The sequence below is a fragment of the Spiroplasma endosymbiont of Tiphia femorata genome (assembly GCF_964020225.1).
Classification (GTDB): Bacteria; Bacillota_I; Bacilli_A; order Mycoplasmatales; family VBWQ01; genus Spiroplasma_E.
The window spans coordinates 1,556,518-1,575,394 of the sequence record NZ_OZ026544.1; the positions used below are offsets into that span (position 1 = coordinate 1,556,518).

Annotated in this window: 22 protein-coding genes and 1 riboswitch; of the genes, 3 read left to right on the forward strand and 19 right to left on the reverse strand. The window is 24.2% G+C overall.

The genetic code is table 4. From position 1 onward, the window contains the following. Positions 1–7 precede the first annotated feature (7 nt). The 4 genes from nrdF to AACK83_RS09590 form a co-directional block, all read right to left on the reverse strand. Complete coding sequence (nrdF, locus tag AACK83_RS09575; RefSeq protein ID WP_252319910.1) at positions 8–1,027, reverse strand: class 1b ribonucleoside-diphosphate reductase subunit beta; 1,020 nt, start codon at positions 1,025–1,027, stop codon at positions 8–10. Between the two features lie 157 nt (positions 1,028–1,184). Next, positions 1,185–1,350, reverse strand: a riboswitch (cobalamin riboswitch). Between the two features lie 189 nt (positions 1,351–1,539). Further along, positions 1,540–2,133 (reverse strand): dephospho-CoA kinase, encoded by a 594-nt coding sequence (coaE, locus tag AACK83_RS09580; RefSeq protein WP_338958054.1) that lies wholly within the window; start codon positions 2,131–2,133, stop codon positions 1,540–1,542. Between the two features lie 10 nt (positions 2,134–2,143). Beyond that, on the reverse strand, positions 2,144–3,082 hold the full coding sequence (tsaD, locus tag AACK83_RS09585; RefSeq protein ID WP_338958057.1) for a tRNA (adenosine(37)-N6)-threonylcarbamoyltransferase complex transferase subunit TsaD: 939 nt from the start codon (positions 3,080–3,082) through the stop codon (positions 2,144–2,146). Beyond that, complete coding sequence (locus tag AACK83_RS09590) at positions 3,057–3,884, reverse strand: purine-nucleoside phosphorylase (RefSeq protein WP_338958059.1); 828 nt, start codon at positions 3,882–3,884, stop codon at positions 3,057–3,059. The genes tsaD and AACK83_RS09590 overlap by 26 nt, the downstream gene beginning before the upstream one ends. A gap of 287 nt (positions 3,885–4,171) precedes the next feature. Between AACK83_RS09590 and AACK83_RS09595 the strand changes: the two genes are divergently transcribed. The 3 genes from AACK83_RS09595 (at position 4,172) to AACK83_RS09605 (ending at position 5,300) form a co-directional block, all read left to right on the forward strand. Beyond that, positions 4,172–4,693, forward strand: coding sequence for a hypothetical protein (locus AACK83_RS09595; RefSeq protein ID WP_338958062.1), 522 nt, complete (start codon positions 4,172–4,174; stop codon positions 4,691–4,693). A gap of 322 nt (positions 4,694–5,015) precedes the next feature. Then, positions 5,016–5,138 carry a hypothetical protein gene (locus tag AACK83_RS09600; RefSeq protein ID WP_338958064.1) on the forward strand — a complete coding sequence of 41 codons (123 nt, stop codon included), beginning with the start codon at positions 5,016–5,018 and terminating at the stop codon, positions 5,136–5,138. 30 nt (positions 5,139–5,168) lie between these two features. Continuing rightward, entirely contained in the window at positions 5,169–5,300 is a 132-nt protein-coding gene (locus AACK83_RS09605; protein WP_338958066.1) for a BspA family leucine-rich repeat surface protein, read from the forward strand. A gap of 194 nt (positions 5,301–5,494) precedes the next feature. Here the strand turns inward: AACK83_RS09605 and AACK83_RS09610 are convergent, their stop codons facing one another. The 15 genes from AACK83_RS09610 to AACK83_RS09680 all read right to left on the reverse strand — a co-directional run bounded on the left by AACK83_RS09610 (position 5,495) and on the right by AACK83_RS09680 (position 18,871). Continuing rightward, positions 5,495–6,277 carry an ABC transporter permease gene (locus AACK83_RS09610; protein WP_338958069.1) on the reverse strand — a complete coding sequence of 261 codons (783 nt, stop codon included), beginning with the start codon at positions 6,275–6,277 and terminating at the stop codon, positions 5,495–5,497. Next, entirely contained in the window at positions 6,270–7,175 is a 906-nt protein-coding gene (locus AACK83_RS09615; protein ID WP_338958072.1) for an ABC transporter ATP-binding protein, read from the reverse strand. Before AACK83_RS09615 ends, AACK83_RS09610 begins: the two co-directional genes overlap by 8 nt. A gap of 148 nt (positions 7,176–7,323) precedes the next feature. Next, on the reverse strand, positions 7,324–8,766 hold the full coding sequence (locus tag AACK83_RS09620; protein ID WP_338958075.1) for an MFS transporter: 1,443 nt from the start codon (positions 8,764–8,766) through the stop codon (positions 7,324–7,326). Next, a complete protein-coding gene (locus tag AACK83_RS09625; RefSeq protein WP_338958078.1) occupies positions 8,766–9,026 on the reverse strand; it encodes a hypothetical protein in 261 nt (86 codons plus the stop codon). Before AACK83_RS09625 ends, AACK83_RS09620 begins: the two co-directional genes overlap by 1 nt. A gap of 29 nt (positions 9,027–9,055) precedes the next feature. Next, positions 9,056–9,493, reverse strand: coding sequence for a glycerophosphodiester phosphodiesterase family protein (locus AACK83_RS09630; RefSeq protein WP_338958082.1), 438 nt, complete (start codon positions 9,491–9,493; stop codon positions 9,056–9,058). A gap of 151 nt (positions 9,494–9,644) precedes the next feature. Next, the gene (locus AACK83_RS09635; protein WP_338958085.1) at positions 9,645–10,322 is read right to left on the reverse strand and encodes a hypothetical protein; all 678 of its coding nucleotides are present in this window, start codon (positions 10,320–10,322) and stop codon (positions 9,645–9,647) included. Between the two features lie 32 nt (positions 10,323–10,354). After that, complete coding sequence (locus AACK83_RS09640; RefSeq protein ID WP_338958087.1) at positions 10,355–10,660, reverse strand: hypothetical protein; 306 nt, start codon at positions 10,658–10,660, stop codon at positions 10,355–10,357. A gap of 175 nt (positions 10,661–10,835) precedes the next feature. Next, positions 10,836–11,513 (reverse strand): hypothetical protein, encoded by a 678-nt coding sequence (locus AACK83_RS09645; protein ID WP_338958090.1) that lies wholly within the window; start codon positions 11,511–11,513, stop codon positions 10,836–10,838. Positions 11,514–11,545: 32 nt separating this feature from the next. Then, on the reverse strand, positions 11,546–11,851 hold the full coding sequence (locus tag AACK83_RS09650; protein WP_338958087.1) for a hypothetical protein: 306 nt from the start codon (positions 11,849–11,851) through the stop codon (positions 11,546–11,548). Between the two features lie 175 nt (positions 11,852–12,026). Next, positions 12,027–12,554, reverse strand: coding sequence for a hypothetical protein (locus AACK83_RS09655; RefSeq protein ID WP_338958092.1), 528 nt, complete (start codon positions 12,552–12,554; stop codon positions 12,027–12,029). Further along, the gene (locus AACK83_RS09660) at positions 12,521–12,718 is read right to left on the reverse strand and encodes a hypothetical protein (RefSeq protein ID WP_338958095.1); all 198 of its coding nucleotides are present in this window, start codon (positions 12,716–12,718) and stop codon (positions 12,521–12,523) included. The genes AACK83_RS09655 and AACK83_RS09660 overlap by 34 nt, the downstream gene beginning before the upstream one ends. Positions 12,719–12,940: 222 nt before the next feature. After that, the gene (locus tag AACK83_RS09665; RefSeq protein WP_338958098.1) at positions 12,941–13,798 is read right to left on the reverse strand and encodes a hypothetical protein; all 858 of its coding nucleotides are present in this window, start codon (positions 13,796–13,798) and stop codon (positions 12,941–12,943) included. Positions 13,799–14,077: 279 nt separating this feature from the next. Continuing rightward, the gene (locus AACK83_RS09670) at positions 14,078–14,998 is read right to left on the reverse strand and encodes an ABC transporter permease (protein WP_252319468.1); all 921 of its coding nucleotides are present in this window, start codon (positions 14,996–14,998) and stop codon (positions 14,078–14,080) included. Then, the gene (locus AACK83_RS09675) at positions 14,998–17,298 is read right to left on the reverse strand and encodes an ABC transporter permease subunit (RefSeq protein ID WP_338958104.1); all 2,301 of its coding nucleotides are present in this window, start codon (positions 17,296–17,298) and stop codon (positions 14,998–15,000) included. Before AACK83_RS09675 ends, AACK83_RS09670 begins: the two co-directional genes overlap by 1 nt. Further along, a complete protein-coding gene (locus AACK83_RS09680; RefSeq protein ID WP_338958106.1) occupies positions 17,291–18,871 on the reverse strand; it encodes an ABC transporter ATP-binding protein in 1,581 nt (526 codons plus the stop codon). Before AACK83_RS09680 ends, AACK83_RS09675 begins: the two co-directional genes overlap by 8 nt. Between the last annotated feature and the right edge of the window lie 6 nt (positions 18,872–18,877).

Here is an 18,877-nt window from a genome sequence, read left to right on the forward strand (position 1 = left end):
TTTAAAATTAAAATTCTCAATCTTCATCTTGCGTTTCTACAGTAATGCCCATTACATAAGATGAACCATTACCTGAAAAGAAATCGTGATTTTCATCAGCTCGAGCTGATAATTGATTAAAAATTTCTGGCTTAATTCTTGTTTGTTCTTCACTAAAAGGTGAATCATATCCTAAATTTTGTAAAAACTTACCAGCATTATATAAACTAAACTTAATAGCATCTTCAGCTAAATTAAATTCTTGATATAATTCTGTTAAATATTGCTTTTCTAAATCAATTAATTTAAACAATAAATCAAATACAAATTTTTTCATTTCTTCTTGTTTTTCTTTTGGTAACTTTTCAACTTTTCTTTGATATTTATAGCCACTATAATAATTATGAATAACTTTATCACGTAAAATTAATCTAATAATATCTGAAGTATTAGGTAATTTACTACGAGCAGATAAATAAAATGGTAAATAAAAACCACCATATAATAAAAAACCTGGCATTAAAGCGGCAGCTACTTTGGATTTTAAAGGATCATCACTTGTATAATAAGGAATTAGTGCACGTGCTCTGGCTTGTAAACTTTCATTATTAATTACTCATTCATGAGCAGATTCAATCTGCTCACTAGAACATAAAGTTGAAAAAATTGTTCCGTATGATCGAGCATGAACTGCTACCATAAAAGCAAAATTTGTGTAAATAACTTGTTCATGATCAGTTAAAGAATTAGGTATTTGTGCGATATCACCAACTGTTGCCTGAATTGTATCTAATAAAGTTAAACCTGTAAATGTTCTTGTTATTAACTCTTGTCATTTTGGATTTAATGTTTTTCAAGAAGTTAAGTCATTAGAAACAGGAATTTTTTCTGGTAACCAAAAATTTTGAGTAATACGGTTTCAAACCTCTAAATCTTTTTCATCATTGATTACATTTCAATTTACAGACCGCATTTTTCCATTAAAATTTTTCATAATATATTCTAATGGTGACTGTGATTGTTGAAAATATTTGTTATCTTTTGCCATTTATTATTACCCCTCTACTTAATTACACAACTAAAAACATCCCCTATATTATATAAAGGATGTTGTCATTATTAAAAATTACTTTATTAAAATTACAAATATTAAAAAATAAAAGCAATTATTAAAAATAATCATTAATTCACACCCAGGAATATAATATTACTTAAAAAATTAGACCGGTCTACTGGCTTAGCTTCATTTTACTTGTTACCCTTCTCAAAGTTTTATCTTCAATGGTTTTGTAACGTTCATCAACATCACAGTTGCTGGGGCAGCAAAGAATTCTCATCTTTTTCCCGAACATCTAAAGTTCCTTGTTATTTAGTTGTATAAATATTCTACTACAAGAAAAACAATTTTGGTAATTTATAAATACATTACTATGTATTTTTTTAACCTCAACTATTTTAAAATTATTCTTAATTTTTTTATTATGAAAATTTTCATTTTAATATACAAAAATAATTTAATATATTTTACTATTGTTTTTTAAAGTAAAAAAACATTAATCTCTATACTTTATTTGTTAATAACTTTTTTTCAACTTTTTGTAATTGTTTAATAAAATCATTAATAGTACCGTTATTTTTAACAATAAAATCAATATCTTTATTTAAAATTAAATATTTTTTTTGTTGATTTAATAATGAAATAACTTGTAAATCATTAACATTATCACGTTCTTTTATTCGTTGGATTTTTTTATCTTCCTCAGCCTCAATTAAAAGAATTTTATCAACTAATAAATTTAAATTTGCATTAAATAATACTGCACAATCAATAACAATTAATTCTTGGTGTATTTTATTACGAATAATATCTTCTTCAACAATTTTTATCATTTTTGGTCAAATAATATTTTCTAATTTACGTAAAATATGAGGGTGTTGAAATGCTTCATACCGTAATTTTATTTTATTAATTGTTTTATCATTATTAATAAAAGTATCACCGAATTCATTAATTAATGCTTTTTTTGTTTCTTTTAGTGTATAAATATGTTTAACAATTTTATCAACAAAAATAACATACGCACCTTTATTTTGAAAAAAATTTGTAGCAGTTGTCTTACCTACTCCCGCTTCACCAATAATACCAATAATCATGAGTTCACCCTTACTTATGTTCAATTTGATAACTTGCAAGAATACCAATCATTGCTGCATTATCAGTACAGTATTCTAATTTTGGAACAATTATTTTTAAATTTGGATATTTAATTTTTAAATCTAATACTGCTAATCTTAATTGCTGATTAGCACTAACTCCTCCTGCTAAAACTAAAGTTTTTGGATTATGTTTTTTTAATGCTAATTCAATTTTATTAATCAATACTTGAATAACTGTTGTTTGAAAAGAAGTTGCAAAATTATTAAATTGTAACTTACCTTTTTCTTTATTTATCAAATTAGCACAGGCTGATTTTAAACCACTAAAACTAAAATCTAAACTATTATCATTTTTAGGTAATGGTAATTTATAAGTTGGCTTTCCCAATTTAGCACTTCGTTCAATTTCAGGACCACCCGGATATTTTAAACCTAACATTCTTGCAACTTTATCATAACATTCACCAACAGCATCATCTAATGTTTGACCAAGTATAGTGAAATTTAAATGTTCATTTGCCAACATCAACTGTGTATGACCACCACTAACTAATAAACCAAGTACTGGAAATTCTCATTCATTATTAATTAAAGAAGCATACAAATGTCCATACAAATGATTACACGGAAGCAATGGCTTTTCTAAATAAGCAGCAATAGTTTCTGCTATAATTTTACCTACGTGTAAACAACTAGCCAGACCAGGAGTATTAGTATAAGCAACAAAATCAATATCCATAATTGAAATGTTAGATTTTTCAATTGCTGTTTGTAAGACAGTAGCAATATTTTCACTATGAGCTCGTGCTGCTAATTCTGGAACAACACCACCATATTGTTGATGAAGCTTAATTTGTGAAGCAATAATATTACTTAAAACCTTTTTATCTTTAATAACAGCAACACTAGTTTCATCACAACTAGTTTCTATCGCTAAGATTATCATCAATATCCTCTTCTTTATAATAAGCAACTGCTGATTCTAAAGCTAAAATCATCATTTTTTTAAAACTAGTTTCGCGTAATGCTGCTGAAATTGATTCACCGGTAATAAAAGAATCAGAAATTGTTAATAAACAAGCCGCATTTTTTTCTAAATGTTTTGCATTAGCAAATAAGGCAAAAGATTCCATTTCTACTGCTAAGCATTTACTAATTAAAGGATTAGTTTTATAATCATTATCATTAATACGATAAAATACATCACTTGAATGAATTAAACCCGATCTTAAATTTATTTTTTCACTTACTATATACGAAGAATTTTCATTTTTTTGCTGATCAAATTCATTATCAATTTTTTGTGCCACTTTATTAATAATTTTGCTAATATTACCAACAGATTCAATTTGATTTTCATCAATATTAGCAGCATATTTAGCGAAAGTAGATTCACTATATACTTTAGTAGTATTAATAATATCATAAACTTTAACATCTTTTTGATATGAACCAGCGCTACCAACACGAATAATACAGTCAACATCATAAAATTTAAATAACTCATATGAATATATACCAATTGAAGGCATACCCATACCACTAGCAGCAATAGTAATATTATATCCTTTATATTTTCCAGTAAACATTAACATATTACGAACATTATTTACTTGTTTTCAATCTTGTAAAAAATTAGAAGCAATAAATTGAGCACGTAATGGATCACCTGGCATAATTACTACTTTTGCAATTTGATCACGAGCAGCTTTGATATGAGCTGTTGGAATTTTTTCTTTATTTTCCATATATTCTCCTTTTTTTTAAATAATAATAGTTATTATAATATATTGTTAATTTAGTAACAACATTAATATTTTTAATGACTAGTTTTTTATTTTAAAAATTAAATTTAATTTTATAACTTTTCATACTAATTAAAGAAAATAAAAAATATTCTAAAAAAAGTTTAATCAACACCTTTTTTAGTTTTTTAATATAATTTATTAAAACTAAATAATGTTTAGTTTATAAAAAACTCATTACTTTATTTTAAAGTAAATGAGTTTTTATTTTAAAAAGGTGGGAAACATAAATGTTTAAAAATTTAACTAAAGGAAATAAAAAAGAAATAGAAGAATGCCAAAGAAAAATGAAAAGTTCTTCTGAAAATCGGAAATATTTACAACAAAAAATATATTTTGAATGAGAAAAATTAGATCAAATAAATTGAAGAACAGAAGCAGAACGAGTAATTGAAACAAATGATACTATAAGACCATTAGAACAAAAATTGCGAAAAGAAGAAAAAATATGAATAAATAATTATAAACAAATAGAAGTAATAAAAAATAGACCATATTGTCAAGAAGAAAGAAAACAACGAGAAGCATTAAAAAGTCAAGAATTTGAAAAATTAAAGCATGTACGTATGAATGAACCATCTGTTTATCATGATGGAACTTTTGGTATACTTTTTGATACAGTTTTAAAAACTGGTGAAAAGTTAAAAAGTTCATGGAATGAAACTAATAAAATCAAAATTAATGAAACACCTAGTTGTTCTCATTGAGAAAGAAGGGCAAATAGCAATCCATATAGTTCTCCATTTAAATAAATTTTTATATTTAAAAATAACTAATTTCATTAATGAAATTAGTTATTTTTTATTTCTATCATAAACTAAACACTTATTGAATTTATTTTTAAACAACTTAAATTATAATTAACTTCTTAAACTTAAGAAGTTATTAGGGAAAACAAAAAAAGGAGATCTTAATGAAAACATTAATCAAAACATTAAGTGTTTTAACACTTGCAACAACCACAGGTAATTTAACTAGTTTATTCAAAAAATAATATTATAACTAATTATATTGAAAATAAAACACAACAAGACACAATTTATATTGATAAAAACGGAAAACAAATAACAACTAATGAAAAAAGATTTATCAAAGATAAATAGTAAAGAAATTAGTCAAATTGGATTTTTTAAAAATATATCAGGAGAAATTCAAGTTGTTAATATGCCAAGAACAATTGAAAAAATACCTAATTAATTACCACCAGAAATAACTTCTTTGAGAAAAATGTTCATAGAAGCCAAATCATTTAACCAAGATCTTTCAAAATGAAATGTAAATAAAGTAACAAGTCATGAAGAATTTGCTATTGGTTCACAAATTGATAATTCTAATAAATTACCAAAATTTAAAAACTAAAATCAAAAATTTTAATAAAAAGGTAATATCTTATTGACATTAAATAAATAAAAATATCTTTAAAACTTTAAAGATATTTTTATTAAACTCATTTATTAAACAATATTATCAATTTACAAAGATAAATCTTTTTTAATAAGAAAATAATTTCCTAATGGAAATAAACCAAGAGGTACTATTAACATTATTGGATATTATCAAGCAAAATCTAATGCTCTAATAGAAAAAAGCGGTGCTTTTGCTACTTCTGTAACACCGGGAGCGGGTGTTATATTTGGAATATCACCAAACTTAAATGGAGAATTAAATAAAGAAGCAATTGTCATATATTTAAAATATTTAAGGTACTCAAGTCCAGGCATAGAAGAGAATAATGTCATTGTTTGAAACAAAATAAATACTGTTGAAATACATGTTGCTACTGAAAGAGAAATAACTGACTTATTAAAGTAACTAATAAAAGTTCAATTAATTGATGCTCAAAGTAAAGCCAATAATATTAAACCCAAATTATATAAAACAAGATATCCAAATTCTTGAAGCTTAAAATCTTGAAATCTAATTGGAAAAATAATTAATTGAAAAACAAAAACTGAACCATATAATATTAATATTGAAGAAAGCAAAACAAAAAGTTTTGAATTTAAAATAGTTTTTCTAGACATTGGCATTGTTAATCATGAAGCTAAATAACCTTTATCAATTTCTTTAGAAACCAAAATATGATTTAAAATTAAACTAAAAGAAAAAATTAATATTAACCCCGGAATACCAAAAAAAACAAAATTAAGATAATTCATGCCACCTAATCCACCTAAACCTGATACTCCATGTTCTTCACCAATTAATGTCATAGTTGGAGCAAGATAATCTTGTGTTAAAATGGGAGCTATTAAAATACATAAAATTATAAAAAATAATATTAATGGAATTTTAATATTTTTAAATTGTGATTTAACAAATCTAAAATTAATCATTAAAATTTACCTCATCCTTATAAAATTTAATAAAATATTCTTCTAAACTAAATGGTAATTCTTTAAAATTATCAACTTTATAAAGCGATAATTCTTTTAAAAACTTATCAACATTAGTACTTAAAACATTCAGTTTAATAACTTTTGTTATATTATTTTTTTCAATAATATCTCATTTTTTATTTAAGAAATCATTATAATCTTTCACTGTTGAAAATTTAATTTCATAATTTTTCTTAGCAGAATTTTGTATTTCCTTAATTGATATTTCAGAAATTATTTTCCCTTTTTTAATAACAGCAACTTTATCACATATATTTTCAATTTCGCCAAAAATATGGGAACTCATAAATATTGTTGCACCTTCATTTTTAGAATTTCTAATTAAAGTATTAAACCTTTCTTGCATTAAAGGATCTAAACCTGAAGTTGGTTCATCTAAAACCAAAACTTTTGGTTTATGCATAAAAGCTGAAATAATCGCTACTTTTTGTTTCATACCCTTAGACATTTTTTTAATTTTTCTTTTTGCATCAAGTTCAAAATAATTAATTAATTTTTCAACATATGCCCAAGAAATATTTTTTCTAATATTAGCTACTGTCTTTAAATAAGCAATTCCTGACATATAATCAGGCAATGTTACTTCACCAGCTAAATAGCCAAGAGATTCCATAATTTTTGCCGATTCTTTTCAACAATCATAATCTAAAATCTTTGCAAAGCCAGTATCAGATTTAATAAAACCTATCATTTGTCTAATAACAGTAGTTTTTCCAGCACCATTAGGGCCAATAAAACCATAAACTTCACCTTTGTTGATTGAAAAATTAATATCAAAACAACCAATATTTGGAGAATATTCTTTAGTTAAATTTTTTAATTGAATTATATTCATATTTTCCTCCAAACTAAACTAATTCATGAAATTATTATAAACCAAAAAGAAGAAAATATAAATAATGGTATGTTTCTTTTTATAAAAGAATCTTTAATATACTATTTTCAAGTTTTATAAAATATTATCATTTAATTTAATTAAATAATTAAACGTTTCCTAACTCACGAAAACGAAATGAAGTTTTATTTAGTTTCTTTAACTCTCGTTTATTTAAAATATAAATAATTATTCCGGCAATTAAACCAACTAAAACACAAACGATAGCAATAATTAATAAAATTTGAATTCCCTGCAATGAATAATTTCGATGACCATCAACCACATAAGAATTATTTGGCAATTTTCCAATGGCTGAAGCAACATAATTAAATCAAGCATCTGGAGTAAAAGCAATTCAAGAAATTAATGATATTGTACTAGCATAACTATTTTTTTCCATTGGTAATTCTCCAACTTGAACAAATCTTAACGTCAATAATGCTCAACCTACACAACCAATAAACATAAAAAGTAAACACATTATAACTTGAAATAAAATTTGAACTGCTTTTGATGACTGTAAAAATCAAGCATTACCTCAACCAGGGATAACTACATATAAAGAACATGCAATCATTCCAACTAATAATAAAAATATTAAACCCAAAACGTAAGACTTTCACTTATCAGCTCAACGACCAATTGGACTAGCAACTAAAAATCTTAAACCATATGAACGAATTCCACCAAGAATAGTTACTACACCAACAGTAACACCAACTTCTGTTAAAGCATCTTTCATATAATATGCAAAAGTAGACTGGAACATGTACATTCCAAAAACAAAAATACCACAAAGTCAAACTCGCAAAAATTTCATTGGTTGAAATAGTGAAATTATTTTTTCTTTTCAAATAATTTCTGTTTCTTCACGTTTTTTATTAGGAATAAATATTCAAACTAATAATGCCATTATAAGTACCATACCACAAATAAAATAAGCAAAAACTAAAAATGGTATTTTTGTAATAAAATCATTTTGACCATACTGAAAATTTTTAGTTAAAATTGTTATTCCTGTTGCAATTCCAGCAATAAAAATTAAACCAAATAATCCCAAAACTGTGCCTTCAAGACCATAAGCAACCCCTTGTTGTTCTTTTGTTACATTCTGTGATACTAATTTTCAAAGTGGTGCTCAAAAAAGTCCGGCAATCGAAATACCCCATATTGTATAAATAATATACAATTGAATCATTCGTATATTTTTATCCATATTAAGTTGAATTATTAATGTTCATCATAAACCACATAATCCAGTTATTATAAGTGATACTATCATTATTTTTTTTGCACTAAAACGATCAGTAAGTCAACCGCCTGGAATTCTAGAAATAAGAGCAACAAAACCATAAATAGCAACAACAAAATCAAACTCATCTTGATTTAAATTAATATACTGATTAAAGTTAGGAATAATATATCGTAAATAAAGTACTCCACTAAAAACAAATAAATCAGATAAAGCTAAAATGCTAATAATCAAAATAGTTTTATTATCCAAGTTGTGCGTAAAACTTTTTCAACATTTACTTAAAAATATCTTCATTATTTATTTTTCTGCTTTCATAATAATTTAGGATTATCACTAATATAGCCAGCTACTTGATTACCATAGATTTCATTTATCTTCACAGCTTCTTCATCACTCTTAAATGTTCATATATTTAACGGTTTTTTTAATTTTTTTAACTTACTAATCATTTCAAAATCTAAAACTACGGAAATTGAAGGATGCAAATAATCAAAGTTTTTAATATACCTTTCACTAAAATCATTTTTATTTTCAAATAAATAACCTTTTTTCATAGGATATTTAATTCTTTTAACAATTTCGTTTAATAACTGGTGATTAAATGAAGAAACAATAATTTCAGCTTTACTTTTTTTTCTAATTTTTTAATTTCTGAAAAAATAACCATTAGTTGATTTGAGGTATATTTATGATTAATTTCTTCTTTAATTTCAACATTAATCATTTGATAATTTTTACTTAATTTTTCAATAAAATCATTAAATAATGGTGGAATTCATTCTTTATTATTTTTAAAAAATTCCAAATTAATAATTTCTTCATATAATAAACTACTAACCTCACTTTTATTATTAGCAATTCTTTCAAATGTATCATCATGAAAAATAATTACTTTATTATCTTTTGTTAATCGAATATCAAACTCTACTGCTTGGCAAATTTTCAAAGCATTTTGGAAATCAATGATTCAATTTTCACCTTCTGTAGAACGAAATCCACGATGTGCCACTAATAATGCCATAAAATAAACACCCCCAATATTCCTATACCTAATTATTTTACACTAGACTTGTTTTGTAATTAAAAAAGTACTTTGTGTTTCCCAAAAATTCAACTATAAAATTTTATTTTTTTAAGTTTAAGTAAAAATTAACAATTAAAAATAAATTTAATTAAGGAATAAGTGTCGTTACTGAATTATAATCATAAATATCACTATCTAAATTACTTACAAATAGAATACTATTATTTCATTCAAAGTTTTGTTCTGCTATTTTTTCACTAAGTAACAATTGTTCAATAGATTTATCTAATAAATTTAATTGATCTAATTCTAAATTATTTAATACATCTTTTATAACTCGTTCACCACACATATCATCAAAAATTAAATTAGATGACAAATTTTCACTACTTAGTACCGAACTTTGTTCTTCATTAGCCATATATTCAAATTCTATTTCCTCTAACAACTTATCTAATTCTGTTTCTTGTGTTTCTGAATAAAGTTGTAATTCTAAAACATCTCATGCAATATTTTTTATTTGTTCACTACACATATCATCACAATTAAAACTGCTTAAATCAAAATTTTGTTTTAAAGTAGAAACATGACTAGATTGCAATTCTATTTGTTTTTGCTTTTTTTCTTTATTGCGTTGATATCTTTTTTTATCATATTCTCGTTTTTTTTCTTTTACTTCAGGTCTTTGTTTATATTCTCGATTTTTTGCTTTCACTTCTGGCCTTTGTTTATATTCTTTCCTTCTTGCCTTTACTTCTGGCCTTTGAACATATTTTTTTTGTTTTTCTTTAATAAGTTGATATCTTTTTTTATCATATTCTTCCATTCTTATCTTTACTTCAGAATTTTGATTATACTCTATTTTTTTTCTTTATTTTTTTTATATCATTTTCGATTATTTTTTAGTTTCTGTTCTTTATTAAGTTTATATAACATTTTTCTATATTCTTGTATTTTTTCTTTATTGCGTTGATATCTTTTTTTCTCATATTCTTTCCTTCTTGCCTTCACTTCAGGCATTTGAGCATACTCTAGCTTTTTTTCTTTATTTTTTTGATATCATATTTGACTTTTTTTTAATTTTTGTCCTAGCATATGTTTATTAACTCCTTCATCATTTTGAAATGAAGAAGTTTCATTAATAACTACACTTCCATTATCCATATTTTTCCCCCATTAATTTAATTTGAATTTTTACTACTTTTTTATTTTTAAAATAAAGAAATATTTTATAACAAAATTAATATTATTTATTATTTTTGATTTTTCTTATACTCCTATACTTTTTTAAATAAATTTAAACTTAAAAAATATTATTAACAATTAAAAATAAATTTAATTAAGGAATAAGTGTCGTTACTGAATTATAATCATAAATATCACTATCTAAATTACTTACAAATAGAATACTATTATTTCATTCAAAGTTTTGTTCTGCTATTTTTTCACTAAGTAACAATTGTTCAATAGATTTATCTAATAAATTTAATTGATCTAATTCTAAATTATTTAATACATCTTTTATAACTTGTTCACCACACATATCATCAAAAATTAAATTAGATGACAAATTTTCACTACTTAGTACCGAACTTTGTTCTTCATTAGCCATATATTCAAATTCTATTTCCTCTAACAACTTATCTAATTCTGTTTCTTGTGTTTCTGAATAAAGTTGTAATTCTAAAACATCTCATGCAATATTTTTTATTTGTTCACTACACATATCATCACAATTAAAACTGCTTAAATCAAAATTTTGTTTTAAAGTAGAAACATGACTAGATTGCAATTCTATTTGTTTTTGCTTTTTTTCTTTATTGCGTTGATATCTTTTTTTATCATATTCTCGTTTTTTTTCTTTTACTTCAGGTCTTTGTTTATATTCTCGATTTTTTGCTTTCACTTCTGGCCTTTGTTTATATTCTTTCCTTCTTGCCTTTACTTCTGGCCTTTGAACATATTTTTTTTGTTTTTCTTTAATAAGTTGATATCTTTTTTTATCATATTCTTCCATTCTTATCTTTACTTCAGAATTTTGATTATACTCTATTTTTTTTCTTTATTTTTTTTATATCATTTTCGATTATTTTTTAGTTTCTGTTCTTTATTAAGTTTATATAACATTTTTCTATATTCTTGTATTTTTTCTTTATTGCGTTGATATCTTTTTTTCTCATATTCTTTCCTTCTTGCCTTCACTTCAGGCATTTGAGCATACTCTAGCTTTTTTTCTTTATTTTTTTGATATCATATTTGACTTTTTTTTAATTTTTGTCCTAGCATATGTTTATTAACTCCTTCATCATTTTGAAATGAAGAAGTTTCATTAATAACTACACTTCCATTATCCATATTTTTCCCCCATTAATTTAATTTGAATTTTTACTACTTTTTTATTTTTAAAATAAAGAAATATTTTATAACAAAATTAATATTATTTATTATTTTTGATTTTTCTTATACTCCTATACTTTTTTAAATAAATTTAAACTTAAAAAATATTATTAACAATTAAAAATAAATTTAATTAAGGAATAAGTGTCGTTACTGAATTATAATCATAAATATCACTATCTAAATTACTTACAAATAGAATACTATTATTTCATTCAAAGTTTTGTTCTGCTATTTTTTCACTAAGTAACAATTGTTCAATAGATTTATCTAATAAATTTAATTGATCTAATTCTAAATTATTTAATACATCTTTTATAACTTGTTCACCACACATATCATCAAAAATTAAATTAGATGACAAATTTTCACTACTTAGTACCGAACTTTGTTCTTCATTAGCCATATATTCAAATTCTGCTTCCTCTAACAACTTATCTAATTCTGTTTCTTGTGTTTCTGAATAAAGTTGTGATTCTAAAACATCTCATGCAATATTTTTTATTTGTTCACTACACATATCATCACAATTAAAATTGCTTAAATCAAAATTTTGTTTTGAACTAAAAACATAATCAGATTGCAATTCTCTTTGTTTTTCCTTTTCTTGTTTTTTAAGCTGCTGTCTTATTTTCTTATATTCTTTCCTTCTTGCCTTCACTTCTGGCCTTTGAGCATATTGTCTTTTTTTTCTTTCATTTCAGGTCTTTGTATATATTCTTTCCTTCTTACCTTTACTTCAGACCTTTGAGTATATTCTTTCTTTTTTTCTTTATTCTTTTGAAATAAATAAAATTCATTAATAACTATATTTCCATTATTCATGATTTTCCCCTTCTAAATATAATTAATTAAATTTTATACTAATAAATATATGAATTAGGTTTACCAATTTTAACTGTTTTTTTAATATTTAATTAAAAATAAAAATATATTATGACAAAATCTATAATATTTTCATTTTTATTTTTTTTACTCTTAATTACTATTTTTTTAAAATCAAAAATTTTTAATTTAAACTTAAAAAAATATTATTAACAATTAAAATTAATTAAAGATAAAACCAGTTGCCAAATTATAATCACAATTATCACTGTTTAAATTACTTGTAAGTATAATATTACTATTTCAATTAAAATTTTGTTGTGATATTTTTTTATTAACTAATAATTGTTCACCAGATTGACATAATTCTAAATTATTTGATACATCTTTTACAATTTGTTCACCACAAACATTATCATAAATTAAATTAGATAACAAATTTTCACTACTTAGTACCGAACTTTGTTCTTCATTAGCCATATATTCAAATTCTATTTCCTCTAACAACTTATCTAATTCTGTTTCTTGTGTTTCTGAATAAAGTTGTAATTCTAAAACATCTCATGCAATATTTTTTATTTGTTCACTACACATATCATCACAATTAAAACTGCTTAAATCAAAATTTTGTTTTGAACTAAAAACATAACCAGATTGTAATTCTCTTTGTTTTTGCTTTTTTTCCTTATTAAGTTGATATCTCTTTTTATCATACTCTCTTCTCCTTGCTTTTACTTCGGGTTTTTGATCATATTCTCGTTTTCTTGCTTTTACTTCAGATCTTTGTTTATATTCTCGTTGCCTTTCTTTATTGCGTTGATATCATAATTTACTATTTTTTAGTTCCAGTTCTTTATTAAGCTGATAACATTTTTTTCTATATTCTTGTTGCCTTTCTTTATTGCGTCAATATCATAATTTACTATACTCTCGCTGTTTTTCTTTAATAAGCTGATATCTTTTTTTATCATATTCTCTCCTCCTTACTTTCACTTCAGGTCTTTGCTTATATTCTTGTCTTTTTTCTTTATTTTTTTGAAATAAATAAGGTACATTAATAACTATACTTTCATTATCCATATGCTTTGCTCCTCCTATAAACATAATTAATTAAATTTAATTTAAACTTTTACCACATTTTTTCTATCTATCAAAAATTATATTTATTTTTTTTGATAAATAAAACTGTATTATTGCAATTTTTTTCAAATTCTTAATAAAATAAAAAATTTTATAGTATAAAATACCCATAAAATTTTTTATTTTATTATATTTTTAATTAAATCTTAGAAAATATTACTAAAAAAGTAAAATTTAATTTCAAAATTAATTCATCATTAAAATTATTAATAACTAATTTTATCGTTTAGATTTATTGAAAGCAATACCCAATGCTTTTGGTGTTTTACTTCATTTTGATGTAAACACTAAAACTAATAAAGATGTTACAAAAGGCAATATATTCCATATATCAGAATTACTTGATATTCATTGAGGAATATTTGGTAAAAACGTAATTCTGGCACCTGTTGTTTCAACAATAGCAAATAAGGCAGCACCAATTGTAATCAATGGTACTCTTCATTGTCCAAAAATTAAAATAGCTAAAGCAATAAAACCATTTCCACTAACTGTCCCACGAAAAGTTTGACTAGCATACATTGGAAAAATACCACCAGCAATTCCTGCTAAAAAACCAGATAATAATACAGCAACATATCGTTGTTTAATAACATTAATTCCTGCAGCATCAACCGCATTGGGATTTTCACCAGTCGCAACATGATGTAATCCTCATTTAGTATATTTTAGAATAATAGCAATACTTACTAAAACTATAATTGCTAAAAATAAATATAAATTAAAAAATTCATTATTACCAATTTTTGGTAATTGATAAATATTTGTTAATGAAATAAAACCATTATTCCCTGGTAACTGAACAACAAAAACTGCAATTGCTGCTGCTAAAATATTAATTGCAACGCCAGAAATAATTTGATCAGATTTTAAAGTAACTGATGCAAAAGCATGGAAACAAGCAAATCCCATTCCCGCTAATCCAGCTACTAATAAAGCAACAATTTGTGATCAATTACCTCAATTAACACCTATATTTTTTCCAAATGAAGAAAAAGCAAGAGCACCAATTGTCATCATTCCTTCAATACCAATATTAACAACACCAGCACGTTCTGAAATTAATCCAGATAATGCACCAAGTACTAAAACAACAAAAATTAAACTAGAATGTTCAAGAATTATTTTGAGTGCTTCCATTAACTTTTTCCTCCTGTTCTTTCAGTTTTTATTTTCATAATTGCTTGTTGTTCATTTTTAAATATATCAGTAAATTTATTAATAAAAGTTGTCTTTTCAATTTCCGCTTTTTTAGTAAATTGTTTAGTTAATATATTAATATTACTATTAATTGGGATAATTTGACTTTTTAATTGCTGTTTGTCAATTTTATAATTTTTAATTAAGTCTTTAACATTATTTTTATAATTAGTTTGAAGTTGATGTTTTGCTAAAATTAATTGTTTTTTTATTTTTTTATCGTCAGTTTTAACTGTTTGATTTTTTAATAACTTTAATTCATCACTTAATTCTTGTTTCAATTTATTAATTTCTCGATAAAGATTTAATTTTAAGTCTTTTACTCTTGACTTATCTAATATTGCTTTTTGTTTTTTTAATAATACTATTTCTCGAATTAAATCTTGCTTATAGTTATAAACATTATTTTCATATTTCATTTTTTCATTAATATACATATTTAAACTTTCACCATAAATCGTTTTTATTTCTTGTTGAAAATTATTTCAATTACCAATTTTACCTTTTTTTCAAATTGCATTATATTGTTTATATATATAATGATTTAAAGCTTTATTTTCTTGGAAAAATTGTGCTCAATTAACACCAACTTTATCATTTTTATTTTTAATAACTGCTTGTAACTGTAAGTTGATATCACTATTAACTTTATTAATTTCTTGTGAAAGATTTTGTTTTAAATTTTTAACTACTGACTTATCATCTCATAGTATTTTATTATATTTTCCTTTTAATTGTTCTTTATCAATTTTATATTTTTTAATTAATTCCTTAGTTTCAATTTTATAAGTAATTTGAAGTTGACATTTTTTTAAAATTAATTGTTCTTTTAATTTTTTATCATTAGTTTTAACTAATTCATTTTTTAATGACTTTAATTGATCACTTAATTCTTGTTTCAATTTATTAATTTCTTGTGAAAGATTTTGTTTTAAATTTTTAACTTTTGACTCATAATCTGATAATGATTTATTATATTCTATCTTTAAGTGATTAATTTTATTATTTTTTTCTTTAATTAAATCTGATTTTAACTTATTATATTGTCTCTTTATTTTAAAATTTTCAATAAAATGATAGTACATCTTGGCAATAAAACTATTTGTAACTTTTCGTTTTTCTCCATCAAAGGCTATATTTAAATAACGAATTAAAAATTTAATTGGCTGTAAACGAGATAATAAAACTGCACAAGCAGCTGAATAAATAATAACACCAAAAATAATATCACCAGTTGCTGTTGGTAATGTTAATACTGAACCAATTGAACCACCACTCTTAATTAAGCCTCAAAGAAAAGCAGAACCCACAACACCTATTGGATTAATTTGACCAACTAAGGCAACAGCTATACTATCAAAACCAATAGTTGGTAAATCATCAGTTAAAAAACTAATTGAAGGATTTTTGGCAATGTAATAAATAACAGCCATTACTCCTGCTAATGCTCCTGAAATAACAAATGATGTTATGCAATAATGTTTATGATTAATACCACTATAAACCGCAGCAAATGGATTTAAACCTACTGTTCGAATTTTATAACCTAAAGTTGTTTTTTTCAATAAAAATCAAACTGTTATTATTAAAATAATAGAAATTAATAATGGTAGTATACAATTATAACCATTAATACTCATACTCATACTATCATGAATAGTTGCTGATGTTCCATGATCAGCATCATATAAATCTTTATTGATTTTAAATAGTCATTTTACTAAATATCAAATTGTTCAATTTAATAAAATAGAAGTAACAACCTCATGAACATTAAAAAAAACTTTTAATAACACTGTTACCAACGCCACCAATATTGCTGCTAATACTCCAGCAAAAAGCGCGCTAATTATAGCTAATGGTTGTGATAAGTCATAACGGACACCAATTGCGATAACAACAGCTCCTGCTGCTAACATTTGACCCGCAACTCCAATATTAAACATTCCTGAGCGGAAAGAAATAACTAGTGCTAATCCTGCTACAATATAAATTGCTCATCAAACTAAAGTATTATCTCAATTATTAGCTGGCCAACTTGTAAAAGCATATGTTAATAACAACTGAAAATAAGTAAAAGCATTTTGACCTGAACCAATTATAACAAAACAAGCAATAATTAATCCAAAAATAATGGCAAAAATTGAACCCTTAAATTTAGTAAGACTACTATTCATTTCTTTTGAACCAAGATATAAACGACTTCGTCGTTTTAAAAATCATGTTTTTTGTTTAAACATTATCTTCATTTCCTTCCATTAACATTTTTTGTCCCGCCATCATTAATCCTAATTGTTCACGAGTAACATTTTTAGGACTAACATTACCAGTAATTTTACCAGCATGTAAAACAACAATTCGATCTGCTAATGACATAACTTCTGATAATTCATAAGAAATTAATAATACTGCATTACCTTCATTTTTTTCATCAAGAATACGACTATGAATATATTCAATAGCACCAATATCCAAGCCACGTGTTGGCTGAGCAACAACTAAAATTTTATGTTTTCTTGTTAATTCTCTACCAACAACCGCTTTTTGTTGATTACCACCTGACAAACCTCTAACTAAAGCAAAACCACTTTTACTACCACGAACATCATAATTATTAATAATATTTTGTGCATAAGATTGAATAGCTTTACTGCGAATCAAACCATGCTTAGAAAAAGGATATTCGCTAATATTTTGTAAAACCATATTATCAATAACATTATAATCTAAAACAAGTCCATATTTATGACGATCTTCAGGAATATGACTTAAACCACTTTTATATAAACTTTGAATTGAACTGTGTTTCATATTCTTATTACCAAAAAAAATATCACCTTTTTCTGGCTTAATCAAACCAGTAATTGCTGAAATTAATTCAGTTTGACCATTACCTTCAATACCAGCAATAGCCACAATTTCTCGTGACTTAACTTCTAAACTAAAATCAGAAAGACCCATTATTGATTTCCTATTACCAATTTTATGAACAAATAAATTATCAATTTTTAATAATACTGGCCCTAATACAACATTACCTTGATTTCTAATATCAACTAAATCTCTACCAACCATCAAAGTAGCAATTTCTTCTTTAGTTTTACTCTTAGATTCAAAAGTTTCAATAACTTTACCTAAACGAATTACTGTAACATTATCAGCAACTTGTTTAACCTCTTCTAATTTATGACTAATAAAAATAATAGTTTTACCATCACGTCTAAGTTCTTCAATAATTGTTAATAAACTAGTAATTTCTTGTGGTGTTAAAACCGCGGTTGGTTCATCAAGTACAATAATACTAGCACCACGATAAAGAACTTTTAAAATTTCAACACGTTGTTGCATACCAACACTAGCATTCTCAATTTTTAAATTAAGTTTAATGTCTAATTTATATTTTTTTGAAATTTCTAAAATTTTAGATTTAGCTTTTTTATAATTAATTCACTGTCATTTATGAACCGGCTCACTACCTAAAATAATATTTTGTAAAATAGTGAAGTTATCAACTAATTTAAAATGTTGATGTACCATTCCAATACCTAATTCGCCTGCTCTAATTGGTCCTGATATTACTACTTCTTTACCATTAATTTTAATAATACCTTTTGTTGGTTGATATAGTCCAAATAAGATTGACATTAGTGTCGATTTACCTGCACCATTCTCGCCAACCAAAGCGTGAATTTCTCCTTTTTTAATTTTAATAGAAATATTATTGTTAGCAATAATAGTATCTAAAAAAACTTTAGTAATACCTTCCATTTCAACAGCATATTGTAAGTTCTGTTTTTCAATATTTACTTGCATTTTATC